Here is a 15024-nt window from a genome sequence, read left to right as displayed (position 1 = left end):
GCTACTCGTTCGTGATTGTGACCCATGACCTTGAAGTCCGAGTCGGCGCCCGTACCCTGCTCACTGCTCCGGGTGAGCAGCTGCGCGTCCAGCCGGGAGACCGGATTGGACTCGTCGGGCGAAATGGTGCTGGCAAAACGACGACTATGCGTATTCTCTCCGGTGAAACTGAACCCTATGGCGGTTCAGTAGTGCGCTCTGGCTCGATTGGTTACCTGCCACAGGACTCGCGCGAGGGCAACATCGACATCTCCGCCCGCGACCGTGTGCTGTCGGCGCGAGGTCTTGACCAAATCCGCCGCAGCATGGATCGCCAACAGGAGATCATGGAGACCGCGACCACTGACACGAAACGCGATGCGGCGATTCGGAAGTTTTCGCGTCTCGAGGAGCGCTACCACGACCTCGGCGGCTACGAGGCGAACGCCGAGGCAGCCCGCATTTGCGACGCGCTGGGGTTGCCGGAGCGCGTACTCGACCAGCCGCTGAAGACGCTTTCGGGTGGTCAGCGCCGCCGCGTCGAGCTTGCTCAGATTCTCTTCGCCGCTACCGAAGGCTCGGGCAAGTCCGCCACGACGCTGCTTCTCGACGAGCCGACGAACCACCTCGATGCGGATTCGATTACCTGGCTGCGCGAATTACTCAGTAAGCATGAGGGCGGCTTGATCATGATTTCGCACGATGTCGAGCTGCTCGAGGCCGTGTGTAACAAAGTCTGGTTCCTCGATGCGGTGCGCGCCGAAGCTGATGTGTACAACATGGGCTGGAAGAACTACCTGTCGGCACGCGCGACCGATGAGGCTCGACGTCGCCGTGAGTTCGCCAACGCGGAGAAGAAGGCCAGCGCACTGCGCAAGCAGGCCGAGAAGCTAGGCGCGAAGGCGACGAAGGCCCGTGCGGCCAAGCAGATGGTGGCTCGTGCTGAGCGCATGATGGACAGTCTCGACGAGGTCCGTGTCGAGGATAAGGTCGCTCATATTTCCTTCCCAGAACCGGCCCCCTGTGGCAAGACTCCGCTCAACGCCACGGGACTGACCAAGATGTATGGTTCGTTGGAAGTCTTCGCCGGTGTGGATCTTGCGATTGACAAGGGGTCCCGCGTGGTTGTCCTCGGCTTCAATGGCGCTGGTAAGACGACGCTGCTGAAGCTACTCGCCGGTGTGGAGCGCACCGATGGCGAAGGCGGCATTGTCTCCGGCCACGGCCTGCGCATCGGCTATTTCGCCCAGGAGCATGACACGATTGACCCGGACAAGACTGTCTGGGAAAACACCGTCTACGCTTGCCCCGACGTCAACGAACCGGAACTGCGGAGCCTGCTCGGTGCCTTTATGTTCTCCGGCGACAAACTGCAGCAGCCTGCGGGAACGCTCTCCGGTGGTGAGAAGACACGCCTGGCGCTGGCGACGCTGGTTAGCTCTCGCGCCAACGTCTTGCTTCTCGACGAGCCCACTAACAACCTCGACCCGCAGTCCCGCGAACAGGTTCTCGACGCGCTGCGCACCTACACGGGTGCCGTCGTACTGGTCACCCATGATCCCGGTGCGGTCAAGGCTCTCGAGCCCGAGCGTGTCATCGTGCTTCCCGACGGCACCGAAGACCTCTGGAGCGACGACTACATGGAAATCGTCGAGCTGGCTTAAGACGGATCCATTGGCCCTGGCAGGTAACCGTCCTGCTGAGCGAGCCTATACATCTCCGACTTGTTAAGGCTGTTCTCGGCCCGGCCAGCTGCCGCATACTTGGCTCGAATACGACCCAAGTAGTCCAACACGGTGTTCGGTGTCAGCCCTGTCATCGACGCGACTCGCTTCGTCGACTCACCGGAGGCGTAAAGCTCCAGTACCTCACGCTGGCGTTCTGACAAATCGACAGAGTCGAGCAGGGGATCAGAGTCAACTACCGATGCCCATTCTGTAGTCAGCGCGCCCTTGCCAAGTGCCGCCAGCCGTACTGCAGACACGATTGTCTCCGGGGTTTCCGATTTCTGCACAACCCCCATTACTCCGGTACGCACTGCCTTTCGGACAAGGTATGGGCTTTCAGCTGACGAGAGGATGAGCACGTGATCGGTAACCAATTCCAGCGACAGAACGTTCTGCGCTGGATCTGAATTATCCGCCAGCCGTAGATCCAGCACGACCACATCCAGGCGGTCATCGGTGCCCACATCGGCCAGTAGCTCCGGCACAGTTTGATAACAGCCGACGAGCTCAAAGTCTGGCTCTGCAGAAAGCAGGGTTTCGAGCCCCTGCAGAGTCAAGGCATGATCATCAATCGCAGCAACGCGAAGCAAACGATCCGACTGCACGCTGTAATCTCCGATGTTGTCGGAGTCAATTGCAGCCGAGACGTCGATGGAAGCATTGCTCATTCCCGCAATATTCTCCCTAGTCACGTGACATCACTATCCTCTCACCGGCTTCATCAAACCTTTGCACTCCATTGTCATCAGAAATAGATGCAAATGCACGTCTGCCCGGGGGCAATAGGCGAATTGTTACCGATCCTTCTTCGGCGTTATCGATTGCTTCGAGGAAGTTCGGCATCAACTTGGCCACCGCGGAATCGTCGTCGACAAGCGGAATACGGCGCACATCGGTGCTATCGGAAACGGCCTGCGTGTGATTGCGGTCATCGAGGAGCCGGACATGAACACCTCTTGCGCGGGCGTCCCAAACAGCTTGGTGAAGGGACCCAACATTTAGATGCGGCGAACGTAGGACGTCTCGGAGAAGCTGCTCTGTAAGCCGCGCACGCAACTGCAGTCGCGGGGTCGGTTCTTCCAAAACTGCAGCGGCGCTAAAAATGGGGCCGACCCGGCGCTGCAGCCATTCGTAGTTACTCTGGCTGCTAATTTCGTACTCTTTGGCGGCCCCGGCAGCGTACAGCGCACGATTATAATCCTGAATAGACTGCGGAACGGTGCGCATAAAAAAGCGGACCATGATGGACGTCAAAATTCCCGCGACCAACATCACGGAGCGAACTAACAGGTCAACTCCAGAGATACTGATGTGGGTCGTATCCGAGGGGGCAAAGGGGAAGAACTTGAGAAGCTCCACCATGATCGCGCCACCGAGCACTGAATTCAGCGCAACCCAGGGGCGGCCGCGGATGGAGAGCAATGCAGATGCAAAAGAAATTAAGCTAAAGTGCCAGAAATACGACCATTCCAAATTATTTGGAATGGGCTGGTAGAGCCCCACCACAGCTAATACAACGATCGCGACACCAGTTACGATTGCACGGGCTAACGGCAATTGTGAATGGCGGCCATACATAATCAGCCCGAGAAGGCCGATCGCTAATGCCAGACTGATTTGCCCGGCCGCGGTAAATAATTGTCCATTACTGACTAGAACCATGAACAACACGCCGACGATCGCGCCGTAGAACTGCCAGGAAAAAACAATTGACATTCCCATGAGGTCATACAGCGATGTCGTGTGAGCGGAGGAATCGACTACATCTTCCTCTTCCACAGGAGAGGTATTACCGTGCCATTTGAGAATAACCTGAGTACCTTTCCCAGGCTTTGAATTAACGAGAGCATCTCCACCGCGAAGGGCCTCCATTCGCCCTTTAACGCTCAACCGGATACCTGCACGATGCGGGTCAATTCCCTCGGGGTCGAACCCGGTGCCATCGTCACGAAAATCAATGGACACCTCTCCCGAGGCAACACGAATGTGGCATTTCTTTTCCGCTGCGGCACCTGCGTGACGCTTGGCATTATTTGCCACCTCGGTTGCGGCTAATAGGAACGTGTTAGCAACTTCTCCTGGCAGCCGAACTGGACCGCCTTCTTCGCTGGTGTCTAGCGTTACCGAAATGTCGGGGCTCACCGACATCAATTGCGCCCGTACAGCCTCAGCAAAAGCTCTACCGCTTACTGTTTGCCGAGGCGAGAAAAACAGCCCAGTCTGCTCGTCTAGCGAGAAGTCAATCTTAGAGCCCTTACCGATTGCAGACAGTGCGGCCAATACATAGTCATGGACATAGGCGTTGAAGCTGCTCATCGCCTCGCCGCGGACACGCATACGCTCCGCTCTCTCATTGACCTTCCGAGAGTTCTCGTAGGTGAAGTCAATAAGCCTTGCGACGGGTTGTGCAGAGCCTGCAATAATCACAAATGGAAAAGTGTTGATGAGATTGAAACCAACATCCGACAACATGTCGAGCCAAAAAGTGTGTCCCAGCAACCACGAATTAATGACCGCAATAAGTCCGGGAACAAATACCATCACGGACAAACTGATGTGGAGTGGCACTGTCAGAGCAAATGCAGCGAGGGCTAAACCTGAAAATGGGCTATACCAGAGCGCATTTCCAACGAGGTTATGAGGGAGATCCCAATAGGTTGAAACCAACATCAGGAAAACCAACATGATGTACATCGGCACACGCAGTGCGGTAATAAGGCCTCGCCGCGTATTATTAATCACAGCCCAAATCAACAACATATCGCTGAGAATGAATATGAGCAGTGATGCAAAAGGGAACCAGTGGCTCAGAAAGTTTTCAAAGGGGACAGAACGAACAGCCGATTCAACCTGCCACAAAAAGCCGGTGACGGCAATAATAATCGCGCCGGATCGCAGCACAGACATTTCAATTGATGGTGACTGTCCGGCAAGTGCCGAATCGGGATTCCACCTCTCCATGCGACAATCACATTCCTTTTGCTTATTGCCACTAGATAAAACTAATTAGTCTCTACATGCGGTATGGAGCCGAGCGAAATTCTGAAGAATACGCCCACTTCGAGCAACATCCAACTGTCGCGCGGCCGACACCGCTTTAAGATCTGTTCCTGGTAAATAGTAGCCCTCATTTGCGTAAATCTGGAGACGCTGGGCAAATGTGTTGGCATCTAATTCCGGGTGAAACTGCGTCGCATATGCATTGCGGCCCAACCGAAACATCTGTACGGGGCAGTCCTTACCAGTTGCCAACAACGTAGCGTCGCCAGGCAGTTCTTCGATGGCCTCCTTGTGGCCGACGATGGCGTGAAAGTGGGCCGGTAAACCATCAAGAATTGGATCTGATTCGCCATCTGGAGTTGCAGCTACTTCGATTACAGCTGCCTGCTCCCCGTGCTTGCGGGAGACACGGCCATGGCCAGCAGTACCGAGCAGGCCGACGCCATAACAAGCTCCGAAGAAGGGGAAGTCTCGTTCGAGCACTTCTGCCAACAAATCCTCGAACCAGGTCTCGACTTCCTTCTGTAGATAGCTCTTATCGTCATCAGAGGCGTTAAAGGGTCCTCCGCCAACGATTACGCCCGAGTAGTTATCTAGATTCAGATTCCCCGGACGAGACTGTTCCAGGCGAATTTGATGCAACTTTGCCGGCGCCAATGCACACCTCCTGGCAAATGAGAGATGTTCAGCGTGAGCTGCGGCATCTTCGCCGCGTGTGGAAAGCAAGAGGAAGGGCTTGGCGGAGGTAGACATTTGCGGGAACAAATTTCGTGAAAAAGGGAGCTAGAGGGGGGACGGAGACTACTGCACCACTAGCAGGCTCGGATTGGCTGCATGCGTACATACGTGCATAAATCGGGGGATGATTGACGAGACGGCCTGGAGGTCCACATCAGATACCTTTAGTCGAATCGCGTCGACTTCCAACGGGTCAAAGTAACCGACGTCGGTGTAGAAAGACATTCTGCGGAGCAGTCCGTTAGCATTCATCTCCGGATGAAATTGGGTAACCCAGTTATTCGGTCCGATCGAGTACATCTGCACCGGACAGGTTGGACCTGTGGCAAGCAAAGTCGCGTGATTTGGAAGTTCCGCAACGGATTCCTTGTGGCCAGTCAACGCATAAAAAACCGGAGGCAACACCGAAGCTATTGGATCCTGAGTGGCAGCTTCGGTGAGCTCTACCCGGGTAGAACCCGCTACTTCGCCGTGACGCAGGTTAACCAAACCGCCCGAAGTAAAGGCCGTGTAGCTAGCGCCGTAGCAGATAAGCAGTGCGGGGACAGGACTCCTAAGTACGTCGTAAAGCACATCGTGCGAATACTTCTGCAGCCCCGAATGCTCAAGGTCGGTGATGTTAAATGGGCTGCCTCCGACGAATACGCCGTCATAGGAGGTCAGGTCGGGCAACTTAGCGCCGACAGCGTCGATGGTAAACAGATCCAACTGGCTGGGCTCAAGCCCGGTGGAATCCAGAAAGTCCTGGTACTCGGCTTGCCCCGCACCATCTGCGGGGCGGAGCGCCACCAACAAAAACTTACCCACACTCATAAATAGACAGCTTAGTCCATATTGGGTGAAATCTATGCATTGTCACCGGTCAAACGGGGTAAATGCACGGCAGAAAGCCGAAACCCGCTCCCGCATTAGGGGAGCGGGTGGTACGTAACGCTATCAGGCCTAGCCTGAGTGGCTAGTCCTTGCGCCGTAAGCTGTCTTCAACTAAATCAAGCACGGAATCCAATTCGTCGACAGTGCGACCAGATGCCAGACGAACGATGATGCCATCGAGCATCAGCTCGAGAAAAAGCTGCATCGTGCGAACCGAATAATCCGACCGTAGGGAGCCGGATGAGGATGTCTGGGTCAATCGGTGGGCAACAGCGTCATCCAATTGATCCTGATGACCCAACCATTGGCCCTTAAACTCCGGATCGCTGCGAAGGCGACGGGCAATCTCAAGGCGAGTTCCCAGCCAGCCATGCTTGTCTGGGTTCGCCACGATGTCACGCATTACTTCCACTAAGCCGGAAGCCTCCGCGACTTCCGCCATATTTGCGGCATCTTCTTCGGCCAATGCTAAGAACAGACCTTCTTTGGATCCGAAGTGATGGAAAATAGCACCGCGAGACTTACCGGTAGCGGACTCCAGACGAGAGACCGTTGCGCCGTCGTAGCCGAATTCTGCAAAGCACTGCCGAGCGCCGTCGAGAATTTCGTGCCGCCGTTGAGCTAAATCCTGGTTACTCACTTTTGGCATAAGGAAACTCTTTTCTTGCCGGCGACGCCCAGGGACATGTTTCACTGCATGACGTGGCAGCGCCATTCCTATACTTCCCAAGCCTCATTTTGGTTGGGGTAGAGAAACCCGAGGCCGGCAGGGCGCTAGCCCGTGGGGTATGAATCCGCGGGCTAGCGCTACCTACCGGCCTCTAGAAGCGCTGCTTGTAACAAGCCCTAGCGCGCACGAGTCAAAGGGAAACTAGTTGCCCTTGATCATGTTGCGCAGGACGTACTGCAGAATACCGCCGTGGCGGTAGTAGTCAGCCTCACCAGGGGTATCGATGCGGACCACAGCGTCGAAGTCGAAGGACTCGCCGTTTTCCTTGGTAACCGTAACCTTGACGGTCTTCGGGATGGAGCCGTTGTTCAGCTCCTCCAGACCAGCGATGTCGAAGGTCTCAGTGCCATCGATGCCCAGGGACTTCCAGGACTCACCCTCCGGGAACTGCAGCGGAACAACGCCCATGCCGATGAGGTTCGAGCGGTGGATACGCTCGAAGGACTCAGCGATAACAGCCTTGACGCCCAGCAGCAGGGTGCCCTTAGCTGCCCAGTCACGGGAGGAACCGGTGCCGTATTCCTTACCACCAACGACGACCAGCGGAGTGCCAGCCTCCTTGTAGTTCATGGCAGCGTCGTAGATGAAGGCCTGCGGGCCACCCTCCTGGGTGAAGTCGCGGGTGTAGCCACCGGTAACACCGTCAAGCAGCTGGTTCTGCAGGCGGATGTTAGCGAAAGTGCCGCGCACCATGACCTCGTGGTTACCACGACGGGAACCCAGGGAGTTGTAGTCCTTGCGCTCAACGCCCATGGAGTCGAGGTACTGAGCAGCCGGGGTGCCCGGCTTAATGGAGGAAGCCGGGGAGATGTGGTCGGTGGTCACCGAGTCACCCAGGGCAGCAAGGACGCGAGCGCCCTTGATGTCGGAAACCGGTGCCGGCTCCATTTCCATCTCGTCGAAGTACGGTGCCTTGCGGATGTAGGAGGACTTGTCGTCCCAAGCGAAGGTCTTGCCCTCCGGGGTCGGCAGGTTCTGCCAGCGCTCGTCACCAGCGAAGACATCCTTGTAGTCCTCGTCGTACAGCTCGGAGGAGATGGAGGCCTCGATGGTTGCTTCGATCTCTTCGGTGGACGGCCAAATGTCGCGTAGGAAGACATCGTTGCCCTCTGCGTCCTGACCCAGGGCGTCAGTTTCGAAGTCGAAGTCCATGGTACCGGCGATAGAGTAAGCGATAACCAGGATCGGGGAGGCCAGGTAGTTCATCTTCACGTCAGGGGAGATGCGGCCTTCGAAGTTACGGTTACCGGACAGAACCGCGGTAGCAGCCAGGTCGGCCTCGTTGATGGCGGAGGAAATCTCAGCCGGCAGCGGACCGGAGTTACCGATACAGGTTGCACAACCGAAACCGGACAGGTAGAAGCCCAGAGCCTCGAGGTCCTTCCACAGGTCAGCACGCTTGAAGTAGCCGTTAACAACCTGGGAGCCCGGAGCACAAATGGTCTTGACCCACGGCTTAGCCTGCAGACCCTTCTCGACTGCCTTGCGTGCCAACAGACCAGCACCAATCATGACCGACGGGTTGGAGGTGTTGGTACAAGAGGTGATGGAAGCGATAGCGACCATACCGTGGTCGAGCGTGTACTCGCCGCCCTTCGGGGAAGTGACGGTAATCGGGGAGCTCGGGCGACCTTCAGCGCCGTTAGCGGCGGACTCGCCGTGGCCCTCGCGGGACTCGTTGTAGTCTGCGGCCAGCTCGGAGGTCGGTGCGGAAGCCTTGACAGCGCCCTTAATCTCGCCGTCGGAGTAGTTGTGCAGGTCCTTGCGGAACTGCTCCTTGGCGGAAGCCAACTCGATGCGGTCCTGCGGGCGCTTCGGGCCAGCGATGGACGGAACGACGGTGGACAGGTCCAGCTCGAGGTACTCGGAGTACTCAGCCTCCGGAGTGTTCTCGTCCAACCACATGCCCTGAGCCTTGGCGTAAGCCTCGACGCGCTCCAGGGTCTCCTTGTCACGGCCAGTCAGGGCCAGGTACTTGACGGTCTCATCGTCGATCGGGAAGATAGCAGCGGTGGAACCGAACTCTGGCGACATGTTACCGATGGTCGCACGGTTAGCCAGCGGCAGCTTGGAGACGCCAGCGCCGTAGAACTCTACGAACTTGCCGACGACGCCGTGCTGGCGCAGCATATCGGTGACGGTGAGCACAACGTCGGTTGCGGTAACGCCCGGCTGAATGTCACCAGTCAGCTTGAAGCCAACGACGCGCGGAATGAGCATGGAGATCGGCTGGCCAAGCATTGCGGCCTCAGCCTCAATACCACCGACACCCCAGCCCAGGATGCCCAGGCCGTTCTGCATGGTCGTGTGGGAGTCAGTACCAACACAGGTGTCCGGGTATGCCAGGCCGTTGTTCTCGAAGACAACGCGAGCCAGGTACTCGATGTTGACCTGGTGGACAATACCGGTTCCCGGAGGAACAACGCGGAAGTTGGAGAATGCGCCAGTACCCCAACGGAGGAACTTGTAGCGCTCATCATTGCGCTGGTATTCAATCTCGACGTTCTTAGCCAGAGCGTCTTCGCTACCGAAGGCCTCGATGATGACCGAGTGGTCGATGACCATCTCTGCCGGGTTCAGCGGGTTAACCTGATCCGGGTCGCCGCCGAGAGTCTTAACAGCCTCACGCATGGTAGCCAGGTCAACAACACAGGCGACGCCGGTGAAGTCCTGCATAATAACGCGAGCAGGGGTGAACTGAATCTCGATCGACGGATCAGCCGAAGGAACCCAGTTGGCGACAGCCTTGATGTGCTCCTCAGTGATGTTGGCGCCATCTTCGTTGCGCAGCAGGTTCTCACCGAGAACCTTCAACGAGTAAGGCAGCTTCTCCATACCCGGCACGGCGTCAAGAGCGAAGTAGTCATAAGACTTGTCTCCGACCTCAAGCTTGCGCAGGGCGTTGAAAGAGTTTTTGCTTTCAGCCACAGTCAGCTCCATTTCTATTCGGGTGAATTGTCGCCTTAACTGAAGAGTCCGGCACTCGAATTTCGGCTCTCCACAAGGCATAGGTGCGATCACGCCGCCCCTTATCAACCAATTAAAGCAATAATCACGACGCGGGGCACACGAGCCCACACACACGTTTTTAAGGAAGCGTTACCGTCCTTGCATCAACAATAACAGTACGAACGTTCTGTATGTAGATTGCTCGCGGCGCGCCGAGTCACGCTACCCCCGTTCACATCCAGAGCAGGCCATTATAGATAGGACAAACGAAGCAGCATCTCCGCCAAATTGGGGCGCGTGGAAACCATTCTCACGCAAAACAGGAGCACGATACGGAAGGCAATTAATGCATACGCCAGCAGATTCACAGGCAGCGAAAGAAACCGTCGCGAAGGTGGTCGCTCAGCTACGCACCGACAACATCGTGACAAATAACCCACAGCTCCGAGAAGCGGTCCAGCCAATTGTCGACGATGCAGCAAATCGGGGGGTGCCCAATTTCAATATCATCTACCTAGATAGCGAGAAGATTTACCCCGTCGCCGAACAAAAGAACACCGACATCTTTTCCTTTGCCCGCCAAGTAGCGGACCAAGTCGGCGGCACCACTGTCGTGCGCACACCGGGCAATGTGGCCACCGCATCTGCCGATTTCCCCCGCGCAGCCATTGAACGCGCCGACCACGCAATGATGGAGACTCCACGAGACTATCCGGCGGGTCTCGATGCCTATTTGCACGAGCTCACTAACTACGTCGTTCCGTGGACTCTTTACAGCCTCATCGCAGGCGTCGTTATCGTCGCACTCTTCGTCGGACTGACGTTCTACTGGCTACGCACACGCCCAACCGCCTAAGAGTTCGCTTTACGACGGACGCTGAAGCTAACGGTCTCACTGAAACATTCACCGTCCCCGGTTTTCCACCCCCCCCCCAGGCGAAAGACAGGGCAAATGCCCCAAAAACTGGTAGCAGTAGAGAAATCAGCCACTATCTGAATTGGATAACACTGTTGCAGCCACCGTAACCGTGTCAACGATTTTCACAAAGGTCAAGCATTAAAGCTTGACCTTTTCTTATGTCCGGTACCCCAGGTAAAGGCCTACGACACTCCGGCACGCCGATAAGTCATCTAATAGTGACATAATTCACATAGAAACCTAGGGCTCACCATAACCGCAGGCCACGACATATAACGAAACGGTCACAAAGTGGGGGACAGTTGGTAATTTTGTTACTTATGTTTTTTTAGAGCTTTTTGACCCGTAAAGTGCTTCGTGATGCCAATAGTGGACTCAAGGGTCCAGTATTGACCGAAGAAAACTCGCGGGAGCGCCGCTGTTGCTTTTGGTTCTGGTTTCGGTTCGACGTTTTTCGAAGTTCCACTCAAGACCTGGAGGCAACAACAGGAAGATATCCAACGATGGGGAAGTCGCTGGTGTCGATTCTGAGGCGTGAACGCACCCATAGGAGAAATGTAGGAGTAACGCGGTGCCGAGTAATCGCAAAGTCCGTGCATCATATTGGACTCGTCCAATTGCCGGTATTATCACGGCGGGTCTTCTGGCGACGAACACTCAGGTCGCAGCTGCACAACCACTAAATCCGAGCGACGCCCAGATCCGTCAAGCGCGCGAGGCGGCCTCTAACGCCGAGTCGTACTTGCAGTCCCTGGTCGCCGAGGTAACTTCCAGCGAGCGCCGGGTATCTGACCTCGAGCTACGCATGGGCACTCTCCGCGAGGATGTCAACAAGGCCATGGTAGACCTTGAGAACGCTCGAGATGCCGCTAACCGTGCGCGCGAGGCGGTCGACGAGGCACGGATCCAACTCGACCGTTCCCGCGCTGAGCTCGCTAGTGCCCAGAAGCAGTTCGACGAGCTAGCACGCACCATCATGCGCCAGGGACGTTCCAGCGGCTCGATTCTCGAGGGTGCGCGAGATGCATCCGAGGCTATTAACCGCCTGTCCGCTTTGCGTCGCGAAGCTGATCGTCAAGAGCAGACCGTTGACTCTCTGGATAAGAATCGAACCGAGGCTGCTAACCAAGAGTCCACGCTTCGCAAGAAGAGTGACGAGGCTCAGCAGGCGGAAGCCACCGCAAACCAGCGAAACACCGATGCTCAGAACGCGTACTCCGAGGCAAACGAGGAGCTTCAAAAGGAGCAAGCTGATTACCAGCAGGCTCAGGTCGATCGCGATGCCGCAAAGGCATCTTTGGATGCAGCCCGAAACGCGGTCAACGAGCTGAACTCCCAGCGCCAGAATTATGAGAACGAGCAGGCCCGCAAGGAAGCGGAAGACGCCGCTGCCAAGAAGGCCGCTGAGGAAGCCGCAGCTAAGACTCGCGCCGAGGCGCAGTCGAACCAGACTGATGAGGATTCCTCTTCTGAGTCCACAGATGAAAGCTCTAGCACCACTGGTTCTACGGGCTCGACTGATTCCACTAGCTCTACCGACTCGACTGGTTCTACGGCCTCCACTGGCTCTGACAGCTCCACCGGCTCCACTGGCTCTAGCAGCTCCACCGGCTCCACCAGTTCCTCTGAGACGACCGAATCTTCGGACTCCTCTGAGTCCACCGAGACTTCGGAATCGTCTAGCACCGGCAGCTCGTCGTCAAGCGGCACCCCGGCACAGACTGTGGCGCCAACGAATCCGGAGACCGGTCAGAGCACCTCGGGTTCTTCCAGCCAGAAGGTTGAGACTGTCATCGCACGTGCGATGGGGCAGCTCGGTGTCCCATACGCATGGGGTGGCGGCAACGCCAACGGCCCGACCAAGGGCATCCGCGACGGCGGAGTAGCTGACTCCCACGGCGACTACAACAAGATTGGTTTCGACTGCTCGGGCCTGACTCTGTACGCCTACGCCGCTGTCGGCATTGACCTGCCTCACTACACCGGCTACCAGTACCAGCGCGGAAAGCACTACCCGGCATCTCAGATGAAGCGTGGTGACCTGCTGTTCTGGGGCCCGAATGGTCATGGCCACGTCGCTATCTACCTGGGCGATGGCAAGATGATTGAGGCACCGCAGTCCGGTTCTGTGGTTAAGATCTCGCCAGTCCGTTATAACGGAATGACACCGAACGTTGTCCGCCTCGTCTAGTTTCTAACGACGTGTTCTACAGGTCGGGCGACCGACCTAAAGAAGGGTTTCTCTGTGACCTACCCAACGCCCACTGACCACACGGACCTCGAGCGCGCATACGCGGAGCTGGGGAAGATTGTGGTTGGCCAGGAGCACCTGATTAAGCAGCTCTTCATCGCGATGCTCGCAGGAGGTCATGTCCTGCTCGAAGGTGTTCCGGGTGTTGCGAAAACTCTGGCAGTGTCTACTTTTGCCACAGTGATGGGTGGGTCCTACTCCCGCATCCAGTTCACTCCGGATTTGGTGCCATCAGATATTGTCGGCACCCGGGTTTTCCGCCAGGACACCTCGGAGTTCATTGTCGAGCCCGGCCCGGTCATGTCAAATATCGTGCTCGCTGATGAAATCAACCGCGCACCGGCGAAGGTGCAGTCGGCTCTGCTGGAAGTCATGGCAGAGCACCAGGTGTCCATCGCAGGGGAGTCCACGCCAGTACCGGAGCCGTTTTTGGTTCTGGCCACGCAAAACCCAATCGAAAACCAGGGTGTCTACCCACTGCCGGAGGCCCAGCGGGACCGTTTCCTATTTAAGGTCCTCGTGGGTTACCCCACTCCGGCGGAAGAGCGGGAGATTGTCTACCGCATGGGAGCCACCCCTCCAGTCGCGCAGCAGATTCTCACCCCAGAGAGTGTTCGGGAACTGCAGCGCGCTACCCGCGAAGTCTTTGTCCACCACACACTGATTGACTACATCGTGGCCGTCATCGAACTCACCCGCAATCCGATGCGGGCGGAGTTGAAGGATGTCGACCGCTGGCTTTCCTATGGCGCATCACCGCGTGCAACTCTTGGTGCTGTCGCGGCTGCCCGCGCCCACGCGCTGTTTTCCGGTCGCGACTATGTCGTGCCGGACGATGTGGTTTCCGTGCTTCCCGACGTGCTGCGTCATCGCTTGGTCCTGTCCTATGAGGGCCTGGCCGATGGCGTTACTCCCGAACGGATTATTGACATCGTGTTGTCTCACGTGCGCCTTCCCCAAGGCGCGAGCACTGGCTCCGATGAGGGCACTGCCTCCTAATGTCAGCTCGTGAAGACGATCTTCCACGCGTCCTGGCGTACTTAGAGCTAACTGTTACGCGTAAGCTCAACGGACTTTTGCGCGGCAGCTTTCTCTCCACCGCTACTGGAGATGGCTCTGAGCCGGTTGGCTCCCGCGAATATGTCATCGGCGATGATGTTCGCCAGATGAACTGGGCAGTGACAGCCCGTACTGGAGTGCCGCATGTTCGCACCTCCGAGGCCGAGCGCGAGCTGGAGTGCTGGATTGTCGCCGAACCCGCCGCACGTCTGTCCACGGGCTTGGCCGATACCACCAAACGACATCTGCTCACCGCCGCTGCCGGCGCTGTAACGATGCTTAACGACGCCCCGGGGTCCCGAACTGGATTAATCGCCGGCGGCACTCCAGTGCCCGCGGGCCAGGGCCGTGCCCACAGCTTGATGCTGCTCAAGCAGTTGGCTGACGCGACTGCTGAGCATAACCTCGCAGCGGATATTGACACAGTAATGACTCAGGCTCCGCGCGCTGGGCTGTTGGTTGTCATCTCGGATTTCCTTGGATCACTCGATTGGGCGCGCCCGCTGCGCGTTGCCTCGGCCTCGACAGAGATTATGGCGATTCGCCTGGTAGATCCAGCCGATGAAGCCTTACCCGGCGAAGGCCCGGTGGTCATGGCGGATTCAGCAACCGGCGAGACCATTGAACTCAACATCAACGACAAGACCCGCGCCGAGTATGCGGCTCAGGCTCGTGCCCACCACGAGCGTGTAATCAATGAACTGCGCAAATGCCGTGCTCGCGTTATTACCTTGCGTACGGATTCCGATTGGGTACTGGATTTTGCTCGACAAATTGGCCAACATTAGCGTCTGAGTAA

General features: G+C 57.1%; 11 protein-coding genes. 5 read left to right on the top strand and 6 right to left on the bottom strand.

Going from position 1 to position 15024, the window contains the following annotated elements:
• Nucleotides 1–11 precede the first annotated feature (11 nt).
• A complete protein-coding gene (locus HMPREF2920_RS05250) occupies nucleotides 12–1643 on the top strand; it encodes an ABC-F family ATP-binding cassette domain-containing protein (protein ID WP_070567100.1) in 1632 nt (543 codons plus the stop codon).
• Here the strand turns inward: HMPREF2920_RS05250 and HMPREF2920_RS05245 are convergent.
• From HMPREF2920_RS05245 to acnA, 6 genes are all read right to left on the bottom strand, one after another.
• Complete coding sequence (locus tag HMPREF2920_RS05245; protein ID WP_224433497.1) at nucleotides 1640–2398, bottom strand: response regulator transcription factor; 759 nt, start codon at nucleotides 2396–2398, stop codon at nucleotides 1640–1642. The genes HMPREF2920_RS05250 and HMPREF2920_RS05245 overlap by 4 nt on opposite strands.
• Entirely contained in the window at nucleotides 2391–4667 is a 2277-nt protein-coding gene (locus tag HMPREF2920_RS05240) for a sensor histidine kinase (RefSeq protein WP_049170602.1), read from the bottom strand. Before HMPREF2920_RS05240 ends, HMPREF2920_RS05245 begins: the two co-directional genes overlap by 8 nt.
• A gap of 45 nt (nucleotides 4668–4712) precedes the next feature.
• On the bottom strand, nucleotides 4713–5459 hold the full coding sequence (locus tag HMPREF2920_RS05235) for a glutamine amidotransferase (protein WP_080969614.1): 747 nt from the start codon (nucleotides 5457–5459) through the stop codon (nucleotides 4713–4715).
• A gap of 48 nt (nucleotides 5460–5507) precedes the next feature.
• The gene (locus HMPREF2920_RS05230; protein WP_049170598.1) at nucleotides 5508–6257 is read right to left on the bottom strand and encodes a glutamine amidotransferase-related protein; all 750 of its coding nucleotides are present in this window, start codon (nucleotides 6255–6257) and stop codon (nucleotides 5508–5510) included.
• Nucleotides 6258–6399: 142 nt separating this feature from the next.
• Nucleotides 6400–6966, bottom strand: coding sequence for a TetR/AcrR family transcriptional regulator (locus HMPREF2920_RS05225; RefSeq protein WP_016422763.1), 567 nt, complete (start codon nucleotides 6964–6966; stop codon nucleotides 6400–6402).
• A gap of 222 nt (nucleotides 6967–7188) precedes the next feature.
• Complete coding sequence (gene acnA / locus HMPREF2920_RS05220; protein WP_080971469.1) at nucleotides 7189–9975, bottom strand: aconitate hydratase AcnA; 2787 nt, start codon at nucleotides 9973–9975, stop codon at nucleotides 7189–7191.
• A gap of 367 nt (nucleotides 9976–10342) precedes the next feature.
• On the opposite strand from acnA, the gene HMPREF2920_RS05215 reads away from it, so the two are divergent.
• From HMPREF2920_RS05215 to HMPREF2920_RS05200, 4 genes are all read left to right on the top strand, one after another.
• On the top strand, nucleotides 10343–10852 hold the full coding sequence (locus HMPREF2920_RS05215) for an Rv1476 family membrane protein (protein ID WP_049190717.1): 510 nt from the start codon (nucleotides 10343–10345) through the stop codon (nucleotides 10850–10852).
• A 634-nt stretch (nucleotides 10853–11486) separates the two neighbouring features.
• A complete protein-coding gene (locus tag HMPREF2920_RS11020) occupies nucleotides 11487–13106 on the top strand; it encodes a DIP1281 family NlpC/P60 protein (protein WP_016422766.1) in 1620 nt (539 codons plus the stop codon).
• Nucleotides 13107–13160: 54 nt separating this feature from the next.
• Nucleotides 13161–14165 (top strand): AAA family ATPase, encoded by a 1005-nt coding sequence (locus HMPREF2920_RS05205; RefSeq protein ID WP_070601442.1) that lies wholly within the window; start codon nucleotides 13161–13163, stop codon nucleotides 14163–14165.
• Entirely contained in the window at nucleotides 14165–15013 is an 849-nt protein-coding gene (locus HMPREF2920_RS05200) for a DUF58 domain-containing protein (protein WP_070567087.1), read from the top strand. The genes HMPREF2920_RS05205 and HMPREF2920_RS05200 overlap by 1 nt, the downstream gene beginning before the upstream one ends.
• Nucleotides 15014–15024: the final 11 nt, after the last annotated feature.

The sequence above is a fragment of the Corynebacterium sp. HMSC075F02 genome (assembly GCF_001838335.1).
GTDB classification, from domain to species: Bacteria; Actinomycetota; Actinomycetes; order Mycobacteriales; family Mycobacteriaceae; genus Corynebacterium; species Corynebacterium jeikeium_D.
The sequence above is the reverse complement of the archived record's forward strand: the minus strand, read 5'-3'. Positions and strand labels throughout refer to the sequence as shown.

Bases quoted from the DNA above. Each gene is read 5' to 3' on its own strand.
- HMPREF2920_RS05240 (WP_049170602.1), bottom strand. From the start codon at position 4,667: ATGGAGAGGTGGAATCCCGATTCGGCACTTGCCGGACAGTCACCATCA.
- HMPREF2920_RS05235 (WP_080969614.1), bottom strand. From the start codon at position 5,459: ATGTCTACCTCCGCCAAGCCCTTCCTCTTGCTTTCCACACGCGGCGAA.
- HMPREF2920_RS05230 (WP_049170598.1), bottom strand. From the start codon at position 6,257: ATGAGTGTGGGTAAGTTTTTGTTGGTGGCGCTCCGCCCCGCAGATGGT.
- HMPREF2920_RS05225 (WP_016422763.1), bottom strand. From the start codon at position 6,966: ATGCCAAAAGTGAGTAACCAGGATTTAGCTCAACGGCGGCACGAAATT.
- HMPREF2920_RS05215 (WP_049190717.1), top strand. From the start codon at position 10,343: ATGCATACGCCAGCAGATTCACAGGCAGCGAAAGAAACCGTCGCGAAG.
- HMPREF2920_RS05200 (WP_070567087.1), top strand. From the start codon at position 14,165: ATGTCAGCTCGTGAAGACGATCTTCCACGCGTCCTGGCGTACTTAGAG.